Genomic DNA, 19,453 nt, shown 5'->3' with positions numbered 1-19,453 from the left:
TGACCGATATTTTGCCTGTCCCTAGACTCGCCCAACCGTTGCACAAAAACATTCGATAAGGGTCGGTCTGACCCAGGAGGGACATATGGCAAACACACTCATCGGCATCGAGGATCTTCCTACCAGCCGCTTTCATAAAAGGATCGCCCTGGTGGCGGCAGGCGGCCCGTTCTGCGACGGCTACCTGCTCGGCATCATCGTGGTGGCATTGCCGTTCATTGCCCAGGACCTGGCATTGAACGCGCTGCAGATCGGCCTGGTCGGCGCAGCCAGCCTGGTCGGCATGTTCGTCGGCGGGGTCGTGTTCGGGCCGATGACGGACCGCTTCGGTCGCCAGAAGATGTACGTGCTGAATCTGGCGGTCTTCGTGATCTGCTCGCTTGCGCACCTGGTGGTGGAGGATGTCACGGCATTGTTTGTGCTGCGCTTCGTCATGGGCATCGCCCTCGGCGCGGATTATCCGATTGCGACCGCTCTCGCCGCCGAGTTCCTGCCCCGGAAGCTGCGCGGCCCGGTGCTCGCCAGCCTGGTGCTGCTGCTGTGGGTGGGCTACACGCTGAGCCTCGCCACGGGTTTGCTCGTCAGCGACAGCCCGAGCAGCGTCTGGCGCTACATCCTGGCAAGCGCCGCGATCCCTTCCATGATCTTCCTGCTGCTGCGCCTGAACGTTCCGGAATCTCCGCGCTGGCTGATCTCGGCGGGACGCACCGAGGACGCGCGCCGGGTCGTGGCCGAACATCTTGGCAAGCAGGTGGATTTCGCAGCGCTCGTTGCCGAAACCCGCGTCAGCACGTCAAGGCGGGGTCTGGGACTGTCGAGCATTCGCGAACTCCTTGCGCGCGGCTACGGACGCATGCTGGTGTTCTGCTCGATCTTCTGGATGTGCCAGATCGCGCCTTCGTTCGCCATCAAGACGTTCCAGCCGATGTTGCTGAAGTCGCTCGGTGTCACGCAGCCTCTGGCCGGCTCGCTCGTGATCATTTCATTCGCCATCGTCGGTACCGCCATCGGCATGTTCATTGTCAACCGGGTTGGGCGGCGCACGCTTTGCCTGGCGTCTTTCGTCCTGGCAACGCTTGCGCTCTTCCTGCTGGGTACGCCGATGTCCGGCATCGCGGCCGTTGCGATCGGGCTCTTTATTCTGTTCACGATGGCTGAAGCGGCCGGCTCCGGCCTGCAGTTCATCTATCCCAACGAGATTTTCCCGACCGACCTGCGCGCGACCGGAATGGGGCTTGCCATGTCCGCAAGCCGTATTGGCGCGGCAGCCGGCACCTTTCTGCTGCCTACCGTGCTGACCCGCTTTGGCAGCGCTACCGGGCTGATGATTGCAGGCGGCATCAGCCTGGTCGGGCTGCTGTTGTCGGTCCGCATGGCGCCCGAAACGCGCGACGTCTCACTCGGCGGTGAACAAGCAACCCCTGGAGTGAGTGCAAGATGATGGGCCGAATTGCTAGCAAGGACCTGGACGGGTGCCAGTTTGACGTCGTCATCATCGGTGGCGGTATCAACGGCGCGGCGGGTGCACAGCAGCTCGCCGCCCGTGGACATAGCGTCCTGCTGGTTGAAAAGGGCGACTTCGGCTCGGGCTCCAGCAGCCGCTCCAGCCGCCTGCTGCACTGCGGATTGCGATACCTTGCGCCAGGCCGTTCCCCCTGGGAGTTCGCGATCAAGCCGTCGCGGCTGGTCACCGGCGTGAAGATGGCGCGCATGGCCATCGACGCGCGCGACGAGTTCATTGCGACCACGCCAACGCGGGTCCAGCTGGCGAAACTGTATTTCCCGATTTTCAAAGGCGGCGCGTACTCGGGCTGGCAGGTTGACGCTGCCTTCAAAGTGCTGGAGTACTTCAACCGGGGCAAGACACCGCTCAATTACCGCCGCATCACGGGCCGCAGCGCGGCTGCGATTCCGCTGGTGAACAGGTTGGGCGACTTCAATTTGCTGGACAGCGTTGCTTGCTACGACGAGTATCAGATTTCCTGGCCGGAGCGCGTGACGGCCGACATTGCCATCGATGCGCAGCGCATGGGCGCGACAACGCTCAATTACACCAGGGCGGACTTGCTGGAACGGCATGCCGCCGGCTGGACCATACGGCTCAAGGACATGGCCGGAACGGACCAGGTCACGGTGACTGCCACGTGCGTGGTCAATACGGCGGGAATCTGGATCGATCAGGTGCTGGCGCAGCACCGCTCGGGCAAGCCGCCCAAGATACTCGGCACCAAGGGCTCTCATATCGTTGTGCGCCTGCCGGACGATTGCCGTGGCGTTGGCGTGGCGACCATCAACTCGAAGAACGAGCCCTTTTATTGCCTGCCGTGGGGCGAGCATCACTACATCGGGCCGACCGAGGTGGTCTACCGGGATAGCCTCGACGACATCCGTACCGCCGAAGCGGAAAGGGACTGGCTGCTTGCGGAAGCGAACCAGCTTTTCCCGACATTCAATCTGTCCGCCAGGGACGTGATTTTTACATGGTCCGGCGTGCGGCCTCTGACATGGGACCCGAATCTTCCTGGCGGAAACCGCAACCGGGTGCTCCATGACCTGTCGGGCGACGGCCTGGAAGGTGTCTTTGCGATGACTGGCGGCCCGCTCATGACGCATCGCTCGGCCGGCGTCGAAATCGCTGACGCGGTCTGCGCTCGATTATCGGACCCCTCTGGTCCCGCCGGCACGCCACGCTTCGCGTCCGCGTTCCCGACGCTGTCGCCCGACGACATCCATGCGGCGCTGACTGGCGCAGTCCCGGCACCGCAGTGGCTGAAGACGATGGCGAAAGAGGAAATGATCGTCCATCTCTCCGATGCGCTGCTGCGGCGTAGCGGCCTGCCATGGTTCAGGAAGCTGGAGGAAGCCGAATGCGACGGGATTGGCCGAAACCTTGGCAGCTTGCTAGGCTGGAATGAAAGCCGCGTCGCCGATGAAGTGGCGCTTTGCAAGGCCGAGTTGGCCGCGCTGCAGCGTGCGGCTTCTCAGAGCCAGGCCGTGTAGTGCGGTTCCGCAGCGGCATGACGGCAAGGTCGCGCCACTCAATCCAGCGCAAGCCCGCCCCGCGCCAGCAATTGCCGAAACACTGCCAGGCGTGCAGCGCCGGTGTCCGCCAGCCGGTCGCACACATGGAGGTATCGGGACATGTCGCTGTGTCCGCGCAGGGCGTCCTTGCACTCCCGCTCGGAGATTTCCAGGTGGACGCCGGTCAGCAGCGCGCGTCCCTTGCCCACCTGTGCGCTGACGATGGCGGGCGGCGTGCCGGCAACGCCTGCATAGACGGCCAGGATTTCGGTGCCGGGGCCGGGCGCATCGGCGAAGTCGAAACGGCAGCCGCCGTGATAATGCGTGTAGAGCGACATCGGGACCTCGGTCAGCTTGTCCGTGGTCCGCAGTTCCACCGCGGCCGTGGTGCGCGGCGTGCCGTCATAGAGCTGGCCGCCGGTCAGTTCGGGCAGCGAGCCGACTGCCACCGCATCGACCAGCCGCAGTTCGCGTGGGCCGCAGATTGCGCCCCGGGTGCCGGCATGAAAGGCCAGTTCGCGACAGGCGTAGTAAGCGCCAGCGCAGATGCCGAGGTAGACGCCGCCCTGCTCGACAAACTGCCGGATGCGCGTGTTCGGGGCGCCGTTCAGCAGGGCGCAATAGGGCAGGTCGGCGCCGCCCGGCATGACGAACATCACCGCATCGTCGAACAGCGTGGCGTCGTGCCGGATCTCGCTGGCCATCACCGCGCGCAGTTCATAAGCCCCGGCGGGAAGCTGATGGCCGATGGTTCGCATCAGGCATGCGGTCCAGTCTGAAGCGCCGGCGTCGACATAGGTAAGGATCTGAGGCTTCGGCATCGGCCGCATCCGTGTGTTGTCGTCTCCGACTCTAGCCGTTCGGTATCGAAAACGCCATGCCGCGGCCCGGCCTGGAAAGCAAGGCGGTACCAACCTGCTATGCTGGAAAAGCCGAAGCCGGCGCTGTCGGCGCAATCCCGCAGGGCGTCAATGCAAATTGCGCCGCGCGGCACTGGCTCCAATCCGGAAGCTACCGGGTAACGGAAGGAGGCGGCCATGCGTATCCCTGCTGTTCTTTGCGGATTTCTTCTGACGGCGCTGCTCGGGCTTGCCGGTTGCGCATCCCCGGATCGTGCTCAGCCAGCCACGACATCGCTATACAACCGGCTTGGCGGCATGCCGGCCATTACCGCGGTGGTCGACGATTTTGTCGGCAACGTGGCGACCGACACGCGCATCAACGCCAGGTTCGCCAATGCCAATATCCCGCGGCTGAAGACGCGGCTGGTCGAACAGATCTGTGCGGGCTCGGGCGGGCCTTGCACGTATGGCGGGCTCGATATGAAAACTGCCCATGCCGGCATGGCCATCACCAATGCCGAGTTCGACGCGCTCGTTGACGACCTGGTCAAATCCCTCAACAAGTTCAAGGTGCCGGAGCGGGAACAGAAGGAGTTGCTGGGCATTCTCGGGCCGATGCGCAAGGACATTGTGTCGCGGTGACCCAGTTGCGCAAGGCGGTCCGCTCCTCCGGTCTCACCCCCGCACCGCCGCCCGCCACGCCCCCGGCGGCAGCCCGAAGCGCCGCGTGAAGCTGCGCGTGAACGTGGTCTGGTCCGGGTAGCCGGACATCAGCGCGATCTCGGCCAGCGGCAACGTTGAGTTCGACAGCCACTGCAGCGCGCGGTCCAGCCGCAGGCGGGTCTGGTAGCGGTGCGGGGTATCGCCGAAGGCTTCGGCGAACAGGGTCTGGAAGCGTCGCACGCTCCAGCCGAAATGCCCGGCCAGTTCCGGCACGCGCAGCGGCGCGGCCAGGTTGGCGCGCAGGTAGGCATCGACGGCCATCAGCGGGAACACTTCGCGGTCGGCGGGCATGCCAAGGCGGTCGGCCAGCGCCGCGGCCAGGGTGGCGGCGACTTGCCAGTCGCGCTGCGGCCCGTGTGCCGCGGCTTTTGCGCGCCACGCCGCCAGCGCGCGTACGCGGCTGCCGAAGGCGCCGTCGAGCGCGAAGGTTCGCGGGCGCGCCAGCAACCGCGCGGGCAGCGCTACCGAATGCGCCGGGAAGTCCGCCACCAGTTGCAGGTTGCCGTCGTGGCCCATGTAGTCATGGTGGCTGCCGGCCGGCACGATCAGGCCGGTGCGGTCGTCGACGCGGTAGACGTGGCCGTCGAGCTCCAGCTCGGTGGCGCCGGCCAGGCCGAACAGCAGCTGGTGGTAGCCGTGCTGGTGGCCGTCGGGCTGCGGCTGGTAGCGCCGGTGCTCGACCAGCGGCGCGGCGCGGGCTTCAACGGGCTTCGGCATGTCGCATCCTGCCCGGGGTCTGGCACAGCCAGACGCCGGCCCCGGCCACCGCCATGCCCAGCGCCTGCACCCCGCCCAGTCGTTCGCCGAACAACAGCCAGGCCTGCAGCGCCGCCAGCGGCGGCGCCAGGAACATCAGCGCCGCGGCATTGGCGGCCTGACCGCGCCGCACCAGGCTGACCAGCAGCCAGGTGCCGGCGCCGGACAGGCCGATGGCCGCCCAGGCCAGGCCGGCCCACAGCGCCGGCCCGCCGTGCCAGTGCAGCGGCGCGCTGGCGGCGTGGATCGCCGCCAGCGCGGCGGCGACCAGCATCGCGCCCAGGCTTTGCCAGGCGGCGCTGGCGCGCAGGTCACAGGTGGCGATGGCGGTTTTCTGCAACAGGGTTCCCATGGTGATGGAGACAATGGCCAGCACGCCCAGCAGCACGATCCACGGCGATACCGCTGCAGCAGCGCCGTGCAGGCCGGCCTGCATCGCGGGCGCGACCACCAGCGCGACGCCCAGCGCACCCAGCGCCAGCCCTTGCCAGGTCCGCCTGGAAGGTAGCTCTTTCAGCAGGGGGATGGCAAGCAGCGCGGTCAGCAGCGGCTGCAGCGCGCCCAGCAGGGCCATGATCGCCGGCGGCAGGCCCTGGGCCACGGCGCCGTAGCCGGCGCACAGGTAGATGCCCTGCATCAGCGCCCCGGCCAGCAAGTGGCGCGGCGCCTCGCGCAGCGGCGGCCATGCCGCGCGCGCGGCCAGCGACCACGCCACGAACATCAGCCCGGCCACGGCAAAGCGGCCCAGCAGGAACAGGCTGGTGTCGGCCAGCGGCACGATGGCCTTGCCGACGATAAAGCCGGTGGACCAGATCAGGACAAAGGCTGCCGTGGGCAGCCAGGCGGCGAGGGCAAGGGGGCGCGACATGAAAGCAGGCGTTTCCGCCCGGGGGGGCGGACAGGACAGGGCAAAGCGCAAGGCTAGCGAGGCCCGGCGCCGCTGTCTTGGCAAATCCGGCAATCGCGCTGAAAGCATTGGTAACACTCGCGGGGCGGCGCCGCGTCAACCGGTCCGGGCTTGCCACGTAACATGGAGATGGCGACCGAACCGGACGAGGTGAATCACATGGATCCAACGCAGCACCAGAGACTGCCCGGCCGCGGGCGCCTGCCCGCGTGGCGCGCCGCCGCGGCGCTGGCGCTGGCCGCGTGCCTGGCAGGCTGTGCCCAGTTGCCGGCCGGGACGGGAAACGCCGACGATAAAGGCGCCACGGCCGCCGCCGACCTGCGCTGGCTCAATACCGTCAGCTACGGCGCCGACCAGGCTTCGCTGGACGCGCTGCGCCGGCTGGGCCGCAAGGGCTACCTCGCGCAGCAACTGGCGATGCCGCTGGCCGATCCGCCCGAGCTGGCCGCCGCCATCGCCGCCTTGCCCAGCCTGCGCGACGGCGCCGACGCACAAGTCCAGGCCGCGCGCGAGGCGCGCCAGCGCATCGACACCCTGCCTGACGAGGCCAGCAAGCAGCAGGCACGCCAGGCGCTGAACGCGCAGGGCCGCGAGCTCGTCGCCGATGCCAGCCGGCGCCACCTGCTGCGCGCGTTGTATTCGCCGGCGCAGCTGCGCGAGCAGATGACGTGGTTCTGGATGAACCATTTCAACGTCTACTCGGGCAAGGGCCAGGTCCGGCTGCTGCTGGCCGACTACGAAGAGCGCGCGATCCGCCCGCACGCGCTGGGCCGGTTCCGCGACCTGCTGATGGCCACGGTGACCGCGCCGGCGATGCTGGTCTATCTCGACAATGCCCAGAGCAGCGCCAACCGCGTCAATGAAAACTACGCGCGCGAACTGATGGAGCTGCACACGCTGGGCGTGTCCGGCGGGCCCAGCGGCTCGCGCTATACGCAGCAGGACGTGCAGGAGCTGGCGCGGGTGCTGACCGGTGTCGGCGTGAACCTGCGCGGCACGCCGCCGCCGAAGCTGCCGCCGGCGCGCGCGGGACTGTACCGCAGTGACGGTCTGTTCGAGTTCAACCCGGCACGCCATGACTTCGGCGCCAAGACGCTGCTGGGGCAGCGCATCGAGCCGTCGGGCTTCGACGAAGTGGTGCGCGCGGTGTCGATCCTGGCAAGTGAGCCGGCTACGGCGCGCCATGTCAGTGCCAGGCTGGCTGCGTACTTCATCGCCGACGACCCGCCGCCCGCGCTGGTCGAGCGCATGGCGCAGACCTTCACGCGCACCGACGGCGATATCGCCGCGGTGCTGCGCACCATGCTGCTGGCGCCCGAACTGGAGCGGCAGGGGGGCGCGGCCGCGCGCAAGTTCAAGGATCCGATGGTCTATGTGGTGTCGTCGCTGCGGCTGGCGTATGAGGGCCGCCCGGTGGCCAACCTGCGCCCGGTGATGAACTGGCTGAACCAGCTGGGCGAGCCGCTGTACGGCCACGTCACGCCCGACGGCTACCCGTCGGCGGAAAGCGCGTGGGCCAGTTCGGGGCAGATGGTGCGGCGCTTCGAGATCGCGCGCGGGATCGGCTCCGGGCCGGCCGGGTTGTTCGCCGGCGATAGCACTACGCCGCGCGGCGCGCGCTTCCCGATGATCGGCAACAAGCTGTACTACGAGGCCATCGAAGCCACCCTGGGCCCCGCCACGCGCGCCGCGCTGGCGCAGGCGCCATCGCAGGCCGAATGGAACACCTTGCTGCTGAGTTCGCCCGAATGGATGCAGCGCTGAAGCCAAAGGAGAGCACGCATGCAACGCCGACAATGGCTCAAGACGATGGGAAGCGCCGCGCTGGGGCTGGCGCTGCCCGCCATCGCCTCGCGCGTCTACGCGCTGCCGGCGCAGGCGGGGGCGCGCTTCCTGCTGGTATTCCTGCGCGGCGGCTATGACGCCGCCAGCGTGCTGGTGCCGGCCGGCAGCGATTTCTACTATGCGGCGCGGCCCAATATCGCCATCCGCCGCCCGCCCGCGCCGGGTGCGGACGCCGATCCCAATGCGGCGGTGGCGCTGGCTTCGGCCTTTAGCGCAGACAGCGCCGCGCGTGCCATCGGCGACTGGGCCCTGCATCCGGCGCTGGCGCCGAGCCTGCTGCCGTTGTGGCAGCAGGGCCAGCTGGCCTTCGTGCCGTTCGCCGGCACGCAGGACCTGTCGCGCAGCCACTTCGAGACCCAGGACGGCATCGAGGCCGGCCTGCCCGGCGACGGCACCGACCGCCAGGCACTGGCCGCGCTGCGCGGCAGCGGCTTCCTCAACCGGCTGGCGCAGGCCATGGGCGGACAGGGCGCACCGGTGGCGTTCACCGACGGGCTGCCGCTGGTGCTGGCCGGCCCGCGCGACGTGCCCAATGTCTCGCTGAAGGGCACCGGCCGCGCCCCGTTCGACGCGCGCCAGGCCAGCTTGCTGGCGCAGATGTACCGCGGCACGCGCTTCGAGTCATTGATCGACGAGGGCTTCGAGCTGCGCGAGACGGTCGCGCGCCAGGCGCAGGCCGAGGTGCAGGGCGGCGGCATGGCCGGCGTCGGCCAGGCCACGACGGCATCGCGCCAGCAGGAGATGCAGGCCGCCAGCCGCCGCGCGCTCAGCGCCCGCGGCTTCGAAGTCGAGGCGCGGCGCATGGCGGGGCTGATGCGCGAGCGCTTCAACCTGGGCTTTATCGACGTGGGCGGCTGGGACACCCACGTCAACCAGGGCGGCGCGCAGGGCCAGCTGGCCGGGCTGCTCGACAACCTGGGCCGCGGCCTGTCGGCCTTTGCCGCGGAGATGGGCCCCGCATGGAACCAGACCACCGTGGTGGTGCTGTCCGAGTTCGGCCGCACCTTCCGCGAGAACGGCACGCGCGGCACCGACCACGGCCACGGCACGGTCTACTGGGTGCTGGGCGGCACCGTGCGCGGCGGCCGCATCGCTGGCGAGCAGGTGGCGGTGGAAGCGGCCACGCTCAACCAGAATCGGGACTGGCCGGTGCGCAACGAGTACCGGGCGCTGCTGGGCGGGCTGTTCCGCAGGTTGTACGGGCTGGATACGGGGCGGCTGGCGCAGGTGTTTCCGGGGGTGGCGGCGGGGCGGGAGATTGGGTTGGTGTGACCAGACGGGCAACTGGCCAACATTCGCGTTTCGGGACTTTGAGGGAAAAGTGAGGCGATAAGGGCCCGTCGGCTCATTGCCTTCGCAGGATAATTGGCATATGCTTTGGCATATGCTTAGGAGTTGCTGATGACCCGGATAGACGAAATCCGCCATGTAAGACTGTTTCGCAATGGCCGCAACCAGGCGATCCGCATCCCGCGGGAGTTCGAGTTGCCGGGACAGGAAGCCATCCTGCGCCGTGAAGGGAACCACCTCATCATCGAGCCCGTTGCGGCGATGCCGTTGCGAGCCCTGCTGGCGCAATGGGAGCCTATCGACGTGGAGTGGCCAGCGATCGATAACCTGCCTGCCGAGGATGTCGATCTCTGATGGACTTATTTCTGCTCGATACCAACGTTATTTCCGACGCCATTCGCAATACGCGCGGACCCTGTGCCGGGCGGATTGCTTCGCTTGAGCCTGACAGCCTGTGCACCTCTATCATTGTCGCAGCCGAACTCCGCTTCGGCGCAGCCAAGAAGGGTTCCGCAGCGCTGAGCGAGCGTGTCAGCCATGCCTTGGCGGGTTTACGGGTATTACCGCTGGACGAAGGTGCCGATATTCGCTACGGCGACTTGCGTGCTGCCCTGGAACGCACCGGTCAGGTGATTGGCGCCAATGACATGCTGATAGCCGCGCACGCGCTCTCGCTAAATGCCGTGCTGGTCACCGACAATATTGGAGAATTTGCGCGCGTGAAGGGATTGCGCTGTGAAAACTGGCTGAAACCGACCTAGAAACCGGCGCGCAGTTTTTCGTCCGCCACGAAGCGGCACGATGTTCGCATCAGGCCGGTGCGGCGCCTGGCAGGGGGGCGCTTGCCGGCGCGGGCGCAGTCGTCGGTGACGGATCTGTCGGCGGGGCGCTGTTCCGCGGCGCAGCAGGCACAGGCACCGCTGGCGGGACAGGGGCTGCGGGATGGGCGGAGATACCCGGATACGAGGCCGAACCTGCAGCCCCGGGCGGCACCGCTGCCGAAGCGGCCGGCGTCTCCGCACCACTTGCCGCCGAGGCGTCCGCAGTGAAACCCGGCGGCACCGCCACCACCGTCTCCCCCCGGTCCAGCGCCAGGCTGGATTCATCGTGATCGGCGTCAGCCGCCACAGCCGAGGCCGCGCCCGCGGGCGGCGGCAGTTCGGCTTCCTGCGCCGGCAACGCCGGACGGCGCGGCGCCGGCCGCGGGGCCGGGTTCTCGCTGGCCTTGTCGCGCGTGAACAGCTGGCTGAACCAGCCGCGCAGCTGCGTGCCCAGCGAGGCGAACAAGTGGGTCTCCTCATGCTCGGCAAAGCGCGCCCGGCCGTCGATGATGCGGGCGCGCAGCGCGCGCTGGTAGAAGTCGCCCACCATCGGCAGCGCGCTGTGCGCGCCCTGGCCCCAGTAGTCGCTGCGCAGCGTGATGCGGCTGTCGTTGAAGCCGACCCAGGCGCCCGCCACCAGTTCCGGATGCATCAGGATGAACCAGCCGTCGGCATTGTCCTGGGTGGTGCCGGTCTTGCCGGCGACGTCGGCGCGGATGCCGAAGCGCGAGCGGATGCCGGCGCCGGTGCCGCGGTCGATCACGTCGCGCATCACGTCGAGCAGGGTTTGCGTGGCGGCGGCGGGCAGCGCGTGCTCGGCGCGCGCCGGGCGGAATACCTGCAGCACATTGCCCTGGCGGTCTTCGATGCGCGTCACCATGGTCGGCGCGATGTAGTCGCCGGCATTGGCGATGGTGCCGTAGGCGGCCACCATCTCCTTGAGCGTGACCGGGCTGGTGCCCAGCGCCAGCGACGGCACCACGTCGAGCTGGCTGTCGCGCACGCCCATGTCGCGCGCCAGCCGCGCCACGCGCGCGGGGCCCACTTCCTGCATCAGCTGCGCGGTGATGGTGTTGCGCGAATAGACCAGGCCCTCGCGCAGCGTCATGGCGCGGCCGGTGGGGCGGCCTTCATCGGTGGGACGCCAGACCTCGCCGCCGGCCAGCTCGATTTCCACCGGCTGGTCCACCAGCGTGTCGTCGGGCGTCTTGCCCTCGTCGAAGGCAGCGCCGTAGACAAAGGGCTTGAAGGTCGAGCCCGGCTGGCGGCGCGCCTGCTGCACGTGGTCGAACGCGTCCTGGGTGTAGTCGCGGCTGCCGACCCAGGCGCGGATCTCGCCGTTGCGCGGGTCGATGGCCAGGAAGCCGGCCTGGATGCGGGTCTTGCTCTGGTGCAGCGCGCGCAGGAAGGCGCTGTCTGACATCAGTTGGCGCAGCGCCTCGTCCGGCGCGGTGCCGGCGGCGACGGCGGCGCGGTATTCCGGCGTCTCGCGCACGAAGGCCTGCACCAGCGGCTTGTTGGCGGCCCAGCCCGCGCGCGGCGCCCAGGCGGCGTTGGCGACCGCCTGCAGCCGGTTGCCCTGCTGCACCACGGCCTGCGTGGCCATGGCCTGCAGGCGCGCGTCGATGGTGGTGTGGACCACCAGGCCGTCGGCGTAGATGTCGTAGCCGTTGCGGTCGGCCCAGCCGATCAGCCATTTGCGCAGTTGCTGCGCAAAGTGCGGCGCGGGGCCGGGCGGCTCGGTCTGCCGTTCGAAATCGATGCGCAGCGGGCGCTTTTTCAGCTGCTCGTAGCGCGCTGCGTCGAGCTTGCCGCGCTTGACCATCTGCCCCAGCACGGTATTGCGCCGGTCCAGCGCGCGCTCCGGGTTGAGTACCGGGTTGTAGTAGCTGTTGCCCTTGAGCATGCCGATCAGCGTGGCGCTCTGCAGCACGTCGAGCGTCCGGGCGGGGCGGTCGAAGTAGGTGCGCGCCGCCATCTCGATGCCGAAGGCGTTGTACAGGAACGGCACCGTGTTGAGATAGGTCTCGAGGATCTCGTCCTTGGTGTAGAGCGCCTCGATCTTCAGCGCGGTGATCGCTTCCTTGAGCTTGCGCGTCAGCGTGGGGGCACGGCCGATCTCGTCGGGATAGAGGTTGCGCGCCAGCTGCTGGGTGATGGTCGAGCCGCCCTGGCGGTCGCCGGAAAAGGTATGCAGCGCGGCCGAGGCGATGCGGCGCCAGTCCAGCCCGTGGTGCTGGTAAAAGCGATGGTCCTCGGTCGAGATCAGCGCCGCCACCACGTTGGGCGAGATCTGCTTCAGTGGCACCCAGTCGCGGTTGGCCCACTTGAACACCGCCAGCTCCTTGCCGTCGGCGGACAGCACCTGGGCCGGCTGCTCGGACTTGGCCTTGCGGATATCGCTGATGCCCGGCGTGAACGGGATCAGCGCCAGCACATAGAGCAGCAAGGCCGCCGGGATTGCAGCCAGGCCGGCCAGCAGGCCGCGCCGGGTGGGGCGCAGGGTGCCGGGCCGGGTCAGGCCCGCGCGCGCGGTGCGCGCCGCCAGTCGGGACAGGCCTTGTTGCAGGGGGGCAGGCAATGAAGCCTGGAACGAGGCAAGCAGCGGGGCAAGCCGGGTCTTGATCTCAGCCAGCCTCATGAGGCGAAGCGGTCGAGGCACAGGCGCGGGGCGGCACGGGACACTGGCATTACCGTCGTCGGAAAAGCCTGCATCCTACCAAAACGTTCCCGCCGGTTACAGGGAAAACCCCCATCGGGGCGCGATGCGCCACTTCCTGCTGCCAAGCATAGGTCACAAAGCTTTCATATTGCGCCGCCACAATGCCGGGGCCGCCACTCGTGCGGACGATGCACCGTTGCCGGGTTGCCCGGCTGGGCCGGATCACCATGACGTTCATGGGCGGTCGCGGCCATGGGTCCGGTGCGGTGTCGTGCCTCAAACAGAACACAGAGAAACTACAGTGAAGAAAGCTCTCCTTGCAATGACGGCAGCAGCGGCCGCGTCGGCCGCATCCGGGGTGGCGTCGGCCCAGACCACGTCCAACGTGACGCTCTACGGCATCGTCGATGCCGGCGTCGAAGTGATCAGCAACGTGCCGGGCAGCGGCGGCGCCGAAGGCACGGCCGTGCGCCTGAACTCGGGCAACCTGTCGGGTTCGCGCTGGGGCCTGCGCGGCACCGAAGACCTCGGCGGCGGCCTGAAGGGCATCTTCGTGCTGGAAAGCGGCTTCGACGTCGACACCGGCACCTCGGGCCAGGGCAACCGCCTGTTCGGGCGCCAGGCCTACGTCGGCCTGCAGGGCGGCTGGGGCGCGCTCACGCTGGGCCGCCAGCAGAACGCGCTATACGACCTGTTCGGCGCCTTCGACCCGATGGGCGTGGGCCCGCGCTACTCGCTGAACAGCGTGGACTCGGCCTTCAACGGCCGCGCCGACAACGCCGTCAAGTACACCGGCAAGTTCGGCGGCCTGACCGCCACCGGCTTCTACAGCTTCGGCCGCGACAACACCGAAATCCCGGGCGAGACCAAGGTCGGGCGCAACTTCGGCGGCGGCCTGTCGTATGCGGCGGGCGGCTTGTCGGTCGGCGCCGCCTACGACCAGTTCCAGGGCGGCACGGTGGCGCTGCAGGACCGCGCCGCCAAGCGCGCGGCCGTGGGCGCGGCCTACGCCTTCGGCGGCGCCAAGGTGTTCGCCGGCTACCGCTGGCTGCGCGACGACGGCGTGTCCAGCGCCACCGCGGCCGCGACCCGCAGCAATGTCTACTGGGCCGGCGCACAGTACCGCTTCACGCCGGCGTTCCTGCTGACCGGCGCGGCGTACTACAACGACACCCGCAACAGCGACGCGGATCCGTGGATGTTCGTGCTGTCGGCGGACTACTCGCTGTCCAAGCGCACCGACGTGTACCTGAACGTGGGCTACTCGAAGAACAAGTCCGGCTCGGCGCTGGGCCTGAACGGCGTGGGCACCGTGGTTGCCGGCGAGAACCAGACCGGCGCCACCATCGGCCTGCGTCACCGCTTCTGAGTCTCACCGCCTGATAACCGCCCGGCAGGCTCCATGGCCTGCACGGGCGGGTGCTTGACGCTCATATCGACACCTGCGGCTGTCTTGCGGGGTTCGTTGGGCCGGTTGCGTTGATCGGCCCTTTTTTCCTTTGAGCCGGGGCTTCGCGCTGCCGGCGGGGCAATCTGCTATCCGCAGTCCTACCCGCAGTTCCTACCCGCGGTTCCTGCCCGCGGTTCCTACCGATACCCGGCCGCCCCAATAAACTGCCCGAACCTCTCGCACCAGATCACCACCGCCGCATACTGCGCCGGGTCCACCCCCGCCGGCAACGCCACGGTGAAATTGCCGAAGGTCTTGAGTTCACCCACCTGCAGCGACCGGTTCTTGATCTGCAAGAAGGCCGCCTTGTTGTCGACAAACGTCGGCGCCAGGTAGATCCGGTAATCCGGCCCCGGTGCCACGCTGCCTTCAAAGGCGAGCGCATTGGCCGAGACATGGAGCCGCCCGCTGGCCCAGTGCAGCGCGTCGCTGCCTGGCAGGTCCTTGCGGAAGGTGCCGGAATAGCGCGCCTGTTGCGATACCGCCTGCACCTGCCCGGCACTGGCGCCGGGCTGCGCCGTCAGGATCGGCAGCACGTAGATGCCCGCGGCGAAGCCGGCGGCCAGCATGGCGAGGTGGGACAGGACGAGGATGGCGGGCCGGGCTGGCATGTGTGGCTCCAGAGGGCAGGAAGATGCCGGTATGTCGGCGCCGGTGGCGGAACCTGACAGCGCCCTGGCAATCTGGCGGCCTTTGCACATTCGCAACGGTTTCACCAATCCAACACATGGAAGTGGTTATGATCTGGTAGTTGCCCTGTCGAGAAGCTGCCTATGACCCTCCACGTCACGATCCGCACCATCCGTACCGGCACCATGCAATCCGCGCGCTACCAGGCGCGCGTCTACCTGACCACCGATGCCGAGGCCCTGCCGTTGCTGGCAACGGAGTGGAGCGAGCGCGAGGCCGAAGCCTTCCGTACCGCACAGTTCTGGGCGCAGCGCCACGCTTATGTGGTGTCTAATCCACGCGCAGGAACGTTCTACGGCGTCTCTTGCCGGCGTTGAAGCCGGCCGGCGCATCCCCCGGCGCATCTCTTATCTGACCTGCGTCCCGGACGCGGCAGGCGGCCTGGCGGGCCGTGCGGGAGCCGGCGTGCTGCCAGACTGGCCCATGGCGTCCAGTGCCTTGGCCGCGGCCAGATGTTGCGGAATCATCAGGCCCTGGCGCGCCGTCGCCACGGCGATCTGACCGCCCTGGGCGCTGCCGCGCGCGACCAGGTCCCGCCCATTGCGGTAGACCAGCCGCGTCAGGTCGGCCACTTCGGCATCGGACAGGTCTGGTCCGGTCACCAGCACGGCCGCGGTGGCGATGGTGCGCACCGGCGCGCTCAGGCCGGGATAGGTGCCCGGCGCTATCACTGCGCGGAAATAAGCGGCCTGGCGGCCAACCAGCGCGGCGATGGCCTTTTCGTCCAGCGGCAGCAGCCGCAGCGGCATTTCCGCCAGTGCATCGCGGATGCTGTCGGCGGGCACGCCGATCACCTGGATCACGGCGTCGACCTGGTTCTGGCGCAGCGCGACCAGTCCGGTGCCCAGCCCCACTTCCTCGGCCTTGAAGTCCTTGTCCGCCAGGCCATGCGCGGCCAGCACGCGCAGCGCGGTGCCGCGCGAGGCCGAGCCGCGCTCGCCCACCGCGATGCGCTTGCCGCGCAGGTCCGACACCGAGCGCGCGGTATCGCCGTCGCGCACCAGCACATGCACGGGCTCCGGATAGAGGCTGCCGATGGCGCGCAGCGACGCCTGCGGGCCGTCTCCGGCGAAGGCGTCCTTGCCCTCGTACGCATCCAGCGCGGCATCGCCCTGCGCCAGCGCCACCGAGACCTTGCCCGCACGCAGCAGGCGCAGGTTCTCGTCGCCGCCGTGGGTAACCAGCGGGATCGCGCGCACGCGCGTGCCGGCCACCAGCGCCTGCGCAAAGCGCAAGTACTGGCCGTGCTCGGCGCCCGCGGCGATGGCATAGCCTTCATTGACCCGCGCCAGCCGCGCGCGGATATTGGCGTGCGCGGTGGTCAGCTCCTGCTCGATCACCGCGCGCTGCGCCGGCGAGGCATCCTTCTGCACGGAATCGATCACCTTGCGCATCGCGTCCAGGATCGCCGCCGGGCCGGTCGGCGTATTGGTGGCGACGGACGGCGCCTCGGCCGGGCGGTAGCCGGCCGGCAGCACGCCGACCCAGCGTTCGCCGTCGCGACGGTACAGCGCGGTGCCGTGGGCGCGGATGATGTCGCCGGCCTTGTTGCCGCCGCTGGTGATGCCGGTGATGCCGCGCGGGCCCGCGCCCAGCGCCGATACCAGCCCGGCCACGCCGGGCGAATCCCAGGCGCCGAAGTCATAGTCGCGCAGCAGCTTCAGCTCGGCGTCGAAATAGACGATGCGGCGCGTTTCACCGGCCGGCGCCTTGGTATCGGCCTGCGAGCCGCGGCGCTCCAGCTCCACCACCTGGACCGTGCCCGGCGGCAGCGCCAGCGCCAGCCGCTCCTCCACGCCGCTGCGAATGCCGTCGGCGGGCGGGCCGCCGCCGCATGCGGCCAGCCAGGCGCTGGCCAGCACGGCGAACAGCAGGGTCAGCAGGGCGCGGCGCATGTCAGGCCCCATCTCAGCCCCCGATCAGCGGCAGCGCCAGCATCATGGTCAGCACGAACGCATTCATCAGGTCGACGAAGAACGCGCCGGCCAGCGGCGTGATCAGGTAGCTGGTGGGCGCCGGTCCGTAGCGCGCGGTGATGGCGCGCATATTGGCCATGGCGGTGGCGGTCGAGCCCATGTTGAAGCCGATGAACGCGGCCGAGCTGACCGCGGCCTCGTAGTCGCGCCCCATGAAGCGGAAGCACACCAGCACCACGTAGAGGATGATGAACACCACCTGCATCGCGATGATCAGCAGGAACGGACCCGCGGAAAGCGCCACGTCGGCCAGGTCCAGCGCCATCATCGTCATCACCAGGAACAGCGACAGGCAGACATTGGTGATCAGGTCGGTGGCGCGGTCGTCGAAGCGCATGCCGGCAAAGGGCAGCAGGTTGCGCAGCGCGATGCCGAGCATCATGCACCACAGGAAGCCCGGGATGGTGATGGCCCCGGTCGGCATCTGCGCGGCAATCCAGCGCCCGCCGATCACCGCGGCGAGGATGCCGGCCAGCGACGCCAGCGCGCCCACGGTGGTGATGGGCGACAGCGCCGCTGCTTCTTCCTCGGTGTCGCCGGCCTCGCGCGCGGTCGAGCGCAGCTGGTAGCGCGAGATCAGGTACTGCGCCACCGGCCCGCCGATGATGCCGCCGACGACCAGGCCGACCGTGGCCACCGTCATCGACAGGTCCATCACCGCCTGCAGGTTGTTGACCTCGGCAAAGCGCTCGGCATAGGCGGCGCCGGTGCCGTGCCCGCCCACCAGCGTGATGGAGCCGCTCACCAGGCCAAAGATCGGGTGCAGGTCCAGCACCCGCGCCATGGCCACGCCCACCACGTTCTGCACCACGATATAGGGCAGCAGGATGGCCAGGAAGATCACCAGCGCCTTGCCGCCGCGCCTGAGCATGCGCAGGTCGGCGCAGAGGCCGACGCCGCCGAAGAACATCAGCAGCAGCACCGGCTTCATGCCGGGATCGATCACCACGCGGAAGTTCACCGTCGCCAGCGCCGTCGACGCGACGATCGCGAACAGCAGGCCGCCGGTGACGGGATCGGGAATGTTGTAGCGCGACAGCACGCCGACGCTGCGGTTGACCAGCGTACCGATCAGCAGCACCACCACGGCGGTCAGCAATGAGGCCAGCAGGTCAAGGTTCATCGGGGGCGTCCTGACGCGTAGCATGCATCACTACGGGTTTTAGTCGGACGTTGGGGAGAAGGCAAGGAAAGGATGGGGCTGGGCAGGGCTGCGGCGTTCTGAGATGCCGAAGTCCTGCTCCCTCTCCCGCTTGCGGGAGAGGGAAGCAAACCGGCAGCGGCGTGCATAACTCAACGCGCCCGCAACGCCTCCACGATATTCATCCGCGCCGCCCGCACCGCCGGCAGGAAGCCCCCCACCAGCCCCATCGCCATCGAGAACGCCAGCGTCTGCAGCGCAATCGCCGGCGTCAGGATAAAGCGGAACGACAGGTCGGCGAAGGTCTGGAAGTTGGTGGTCGAGAACGAGGCGAACTGCATCAGCGCCGCGCAGGCCAGCCCCGCGGCGCCGCCGACCAGCCCCAGCAGCGCCGCTTCGGCCAGGAACGCGGCCAGCACGCTGGCGCGCTGGAAGCCCAGCGCGCGCAGCGTGCCGATCTCCGCCACGCGGTTCGCCACCGACGCGTACATGGTGATCATGGCGCCGATCATCGCCGCGATCGAGAAGATGGTCGACAGCGTGAAGCCCAGGATATTGATAAAGCCGGACAGGGCCTTGGACTGGTCGCTGTAGAACGCCTGCTCGCGCTTGGCCTCGTCGGCCAGGCGCGGGTCGACGTCGAGATCGGCGCGAAAGCGTTCGAACAGCGCCGAATCAGCCAGCCTGACCACCATCGACGAGTACGCGTTGCGCCGGAACGATTGCATCAACTGGTCGACGTCGCCCCAGATCTCGGAATCGAAGCCGCTGCCGCCGGCGTCGAAGTGGCCCACCACGGTCCAGTCGCGCTGCGCAAAGCGCAGGTGCTCGCCGATCTGCACCCCGGCAAAGCCGCCGGCAATGCTGCTGCCGACGATGATCTCGGACGAGCCCGGCCGGAACATGCGCCCCGCCACCAGCCGCACCTGCGGGCGCAGGTCCATGCCCGGCGGCAAGATGCCGCGGATCACCACGTTGGACGGCTGGCCGGTGCTGGCCTTGGTCAGCGAGATCAGCACCACGGCCTCGCGCGACGCCAGCGGCCGGCCGGCGCCGCTGATGGCCACCGCCGGGTGCATCTCGATGATGCTGGCCTGGTCGCGGTTGACCGCGCTCTGGATCTCGGTCTCGGCGCCCTTGCGGATCACGACCACGTTGTCGTGCTCGCCGGTGGTGACCAGGGTTTTCTTCAGGCCGGCGTCGAGCATCAGCATGGTGGCGAAGACGAACACCACCAGCGCCAGCCCCGCCGCGGTCAGCGCGGTGGTCAGGCGCCTGGCCCACAGGTTGCGCGCAATATAGGTCAGCGGGATGGCCACGGCAGTCTTC

At 68.6% G+C, this 19,453-nt stretch carries 17 protein-coding genes; 9 read left to right on the top strand and 8 right to left on the bottom strand.

Going from position 1 to position 19,453, the window contains the following annotated elements:
* Positions 1-85 precede the first annotated feature (85 nt).
* Together CBM2594_RS23400 and CBM2594_RS23395 are read left to right on the top strand one after the other, a co-directional pair.
* Positions 86-1,441 carry an MFS transporter gene (locus tag CBM2594_RS23400; RefSeq protein WP_116359175.1) on the top strand — a complete coding sequence of 452 codons (1,356 nt, stop codon included), beginning with the start codon at positions 86-88 and terminating at the stop codon, positions 1,439-1,441.
* A complete protein-coding gene (locus tag CBM2594_RS23395; protein WP_116359174.1) occupies positions 1,438-3,000 on the top strand; it encodes an FAD-dependent oxidoreductase in 1,563 nt (520 codons plus the stop codon). The genes CBM2594_RS23400 and CBM2594_RS23395 overlap by 4 nt, the downstream gene beginning before the upstream one ends.
* A 38-nt stretch (positions 3,001-3,038) precedes the next feature.
* Here the strand turns inward: CBM2594_RS23395 and CBM2594_RS23390 are convergent, their stop codons facing one another.
* A complete protein-coding gene (locus CBM2594_RS23390; RefSeq protein ID WP_116359742.1) occupies positions 3,039-3,842 on the bottom strand; it encodes a BPL-N domain-containing protein in 804 nt (267 codons plus the stop codon).
* A 216-nt stretch (positions 3,843-4,058) separates the two neighbouring features.
* Between CBM2594_RS23390 and CBM2594_RS23385 the strand changes: the two genes are divergently transcribed.
* Positions 4,059-4,505, top strand: a complete 447-nt coding sequence (locus tag CBM2594_RS23385) for a group I truncated hemoglobin (protein WP_116359173.1) — start codon at positions 4,059-4,061, stop codon at positions 4,503-4,505.
* Between the two features lie 33 nt (positions 4,506-4,538).
* Here CBM2594_RS23385 and CBM2594_RS23380 read toward each other — a convergent pair whose 3' ends face one another.
* Both CBM2594_RS23380 and CBM2594_RS23375 read right to left on the bottom strand, forming a co-directional pair.
* Entirely contained in the window at positions 4,539-5,303 is a 765-nt protein-coding gene (locus CBM2594_RS23380) for a helix-turn-helix transcriptional regulator (RefSeq protein WP_116359172.1), read from the bottom strand.
* On the bottom strand, positions 5,287-6,210 hold the full coding sequence (locus CBM2594_RS23375) for a DMT family transporter (RefSeq protein WP_116359171.1): 924 nt from the start codon (positions 6,208-6,210) through the stop codon (positions 5,287-5,289). Before CBM2594_RS23375 ends, CBM2594_RS23380 begins: the two co-directional genes overlap by 17 nt.
* A gap of 198 nt (positions 6,211-6,408) precedes the next feature.
* Here CBM2594_RS23375 and CBM2594_RS23370 point away from each other — a divergent pair, with 198 nt between their 5' ends.
* The 4 genes from CBM2594_RS23370 to CBM2594_RS23355 all read left to right on the top strand — a co-directional run bounded on the left by CBM2594_RS23370 (position 6,409) and on the right by CBM2594_RS23355 (position 10,145).
* Entirely contained in the window at positions 6,409-8,013 is a 1,605-nt protein-coding gene (locus tag CBM2594_RS23370; protein WP_116359741.1) for a DUF1800 domain-containing protein, read from the top strand.
* Between the two features lie 18 nt (positions 8,014-8,031).
* Positions 8,032-9,366: a DUF1501 domain-containing protein gene (locus CBM2594_RS23365; RefSeq protein ID WP_116359170.1), complete on the top strand. Its 1,335-nt coding sequence runs from the start codon at positions 8,032-8,034 to the stop codon at positions 9,364-9,366.
* A gap of 129 nt (positions 9,367-9,495) precedes the next feature.
* Positions 9,496-9,738 carry an antitoxin gene (locus CBM2594_RS23360; RefSeq protein WP_116359169.1) on the top strand — a complete coding sequence of 81 codons (243 nt, stop codon included), beginning with the start codon at positions 9,496-9,498 and terminating at the stop codon, positions 9,736-9,738.
* Complete coding sequence (locus CBM2594_RS23355; protein ID WP_116359168.1) at positions 9,738-10,145, top strand: type II toxin-antitoxin system VapC family toxin; 408 nt, start codon at positions 9,738-9,740, stop codon at positions 10,143-10,145. Before CBM2594_RS23360 ends, CBM2594_RS23355 begins: the two co-directional genes overlap by 1 nt.
* Before the next feature lie 49 nt (positions 10,146-10,194).
* Here the strand turns inward: CBM2594_RS23355 and CBM2594_RS23350 are convergent, their stop codons facing one another.
* Positions 10,195-12,846, bottom strand: a complete 2,652-nt coding sequence (locus CBM2594_RS23350; protein WP_116359167.1) for a penicillin-binding protein 1A — start codon at positions 12,844-12,846, stop codon at positions 10,195-10,197.
* 322 nt (positions 12,847-13,168) lie between these two features.
* On the opposite strand from CBM2594_RS23350, the gene CBM2594_RS23345 reads away from it, so the two are divergent.
* Positions 13,169-14,236 carry a porin gene (locus CBM2594_RS23345; protein WP_116359166.1) on the top strand — a complete coding sequence of 356 codons (1,068 nt, stop codon included), beginning with the start codon at positions 13,169-13,171 and terminating at the stop codon, positions 14,234-14,236.
* A 218-nt stretch (positions 14,237-14,454) separates the two neighbouring features.
* Here the strand turns inward: CBM2594_RS23345 and CBM2594_RS23340 are convergent, their stop codons facing one another.
* Positions 14,455-14,928: a DM13 domain-containing protein gene (locus tag CBM2594_RS23340; protein WP_116359165.1), complete on the bottom strand. Its 474-nt coding sequence runs from the start codon at positions 14,926-14,928 to the stop codon at positions 14,455-14,457.
* Between the two features lie 162 nt (positions 14,929-15,090).
* On the opposite strand from CBM2594_RS23340, the gene CBM2594_RS23335 reads away from it, so the two are divergent.
* On the top strand, positions 15,091-15,324 hold the full coding sequence (locus tag CBM2594_RS23335; protein ID WP_116359164.1) for a CDP-diacylglycerol pyrophosphatase: 234 nt from the start codon (positions 15,091-15,093) through the stop codon (positions 15,322-15,324).
* A gap of 30 nt (positions 15,325-15,354) precedes the next feature.
* On the opposite strand, the gene CBM2594_RS23330 is transcribed toward CBM2594_RS23335, so the two are convergent.
* The 3 genes from CBM2594_RS23330 to CBM2594_RS23320 form a co-directional block, all read right to left on the bottom strand.
* Positions 15,355-16,902, bottom strand: coding sequence for a TAXI family TRAP transporter solute-binding subunit (locus tag CBM2594_RS23330; protein ID WP_116359163.1), 1,548 nt, complete (start codon positions 16,900-16,902; stop codon positions 15,355-15,357).
* Positions 16,903-16,915: 13 nt separating this feature from the next.
* A complete protein-coding gene (gene gltS, locus CBM2594_RS23325; RefSeq protein ID WP_116359162.1) occupies positions 16,916-18,106 on the bottom strand; it encodes a sodium/glutamate symporter in 1,191 nt (396 codons plus the stop codon).
* Positions 18,107-18,276: 170 nt separating this feature from the next.
* A complete protein-coding gene (locus tag CBM2594_RS23320) occupies positions 18,277-19,443 on the bottom strand; it encodes an ABC transporter permease (protein WP_116359161.1) in 1,167 nt (388 codons plus the stop codon).
* Positions 19,444-19,453: the final 10 nt, after the last annotated feature.

Origin of the sequence: Cupriavidus taiwanensis, from assembly GCF_900249755.1 — a bacterium.
Lineage (GTDB): Bacteria > Pseudomonadota > Gammaproteobacteria > Burkholderiales > Burkholderiaceae > Cupriavidus > Cupriavidus taiwanensis_D.
This window is presented reverse-complemented; position numbering and strand designations above follow the sequence as displayed.

Excerpts from the sequence above, each read along its gene's own strand:
- CBM2594_RS23400 (WP_116359175.1), top strand. The coding sequence starts at position 86 with ATGGCAAACACACTCATCGGCATCGAGGATCTTCCTACCAGCCGCTTT.
- CBM2594_RS23395 (WP_116359174.1), top strand. The coding sequence starts at position 1,438 with ATGATGGGCCGAATTGCTAGCAAGGACCTGGACGGGTGCCAGTTTGAC.
- CBM2594_RS23390 (WP_116359742.1), bottom strand. The coding sequence starts at position 3,842 with ATGCCGAAGCCTCAGATCCTTACCTATGTCGACGCCGGCGCTTCAGAC.
- CBM2594_RS23385 (WP_116359173.1), top strand. The coding sequence starts at position 4,059 with ATGCGTATCCCTGCTGTTCTTTGCGGATTTCTTCTGACGGCGCTGCTC.
- CBM2594_RS23380 (WP_116359172.1), bottom strand. The coding sequence starts at position 5,303 with ATGCCGAAGCCCGTTGAAGCCCGCGCCGCGCCGCTGGTCGAGCACCGG.
- CBM2594_RS23375 (WP_116359171.1), bottom strand. The coding sequence starts at position 6,210 with ATGTCGCGCCCCCTTGCCCTCGCCGCCTGGCTGCCCACGGCAGCCTTT.
- CBM2594_RS23370 (WP_116359741.1), top strand. The coding sequence starts at position 6,409 with ATGGATCCAACGCAGCACCAGAGACTGCCCGGCCGCGGGCGCCTGCCC.
- CBM2594_RS23365 (WP_116359170.1), top strand. The coding sequence starts at position 8,032 with ATGCAACGCCGACAATGGCTCAAGACGATGGGAAGCGCCGCGCTGGGG.
- CBM2594_RS23360 (WP_116359169.1), top strand. The coding sequence starts at position 9,496 with ATGACCCGGATAGACGAAATCCGCCATGTAAGACTGTTTCGCAATGGC.
- CBM2594_RS23355 (WP_116359168.1), top strand. The coding sequence starts at position 9,738 with ATGGACTTATTTCTGCTCGATACCAACGTTATTTCCGACGCCATTCGC.
- CBM2594_RS23350 (WP_116359167.1), bottom strand. The coding sequence starts at position 12,846 with ATGAGGCTGGCTGAGATCAAGACCCGGCTTGCCCCGCTGCTTGCCTCG.
- CBM2594_RS23340 (WP_116359165.1), bottom strand. The coding sequence starts at position 14,928 with ATGCCAGCCCGGCCCGCCATCCTCGTCCTGTCCCACCTCGCCATGCTG.
- CBM2594_RS23335 (WP_116359164.1), top strand. The coding sequence starts at position 15,091 with ATGACCCTCCACGTCACGATCCGCACCATCCGTACCGGCACCATGCAA.
- CBM2594_RS23330 (WP_116359163.1), bottom strand. The coding sequence starts at position 16,902 with ATGCGCCGCGCCCTGCTGACCCTGCTGTTCGCCGTGCTGGCCAGCGCC.
- gltS (WP_116359162.1), bottom strand. The coding sequence starts at position 18,106 with ATGAACCTTGACCTGCTGGCCTCATTGCTGACCGCCGTGGTGGTGCTG.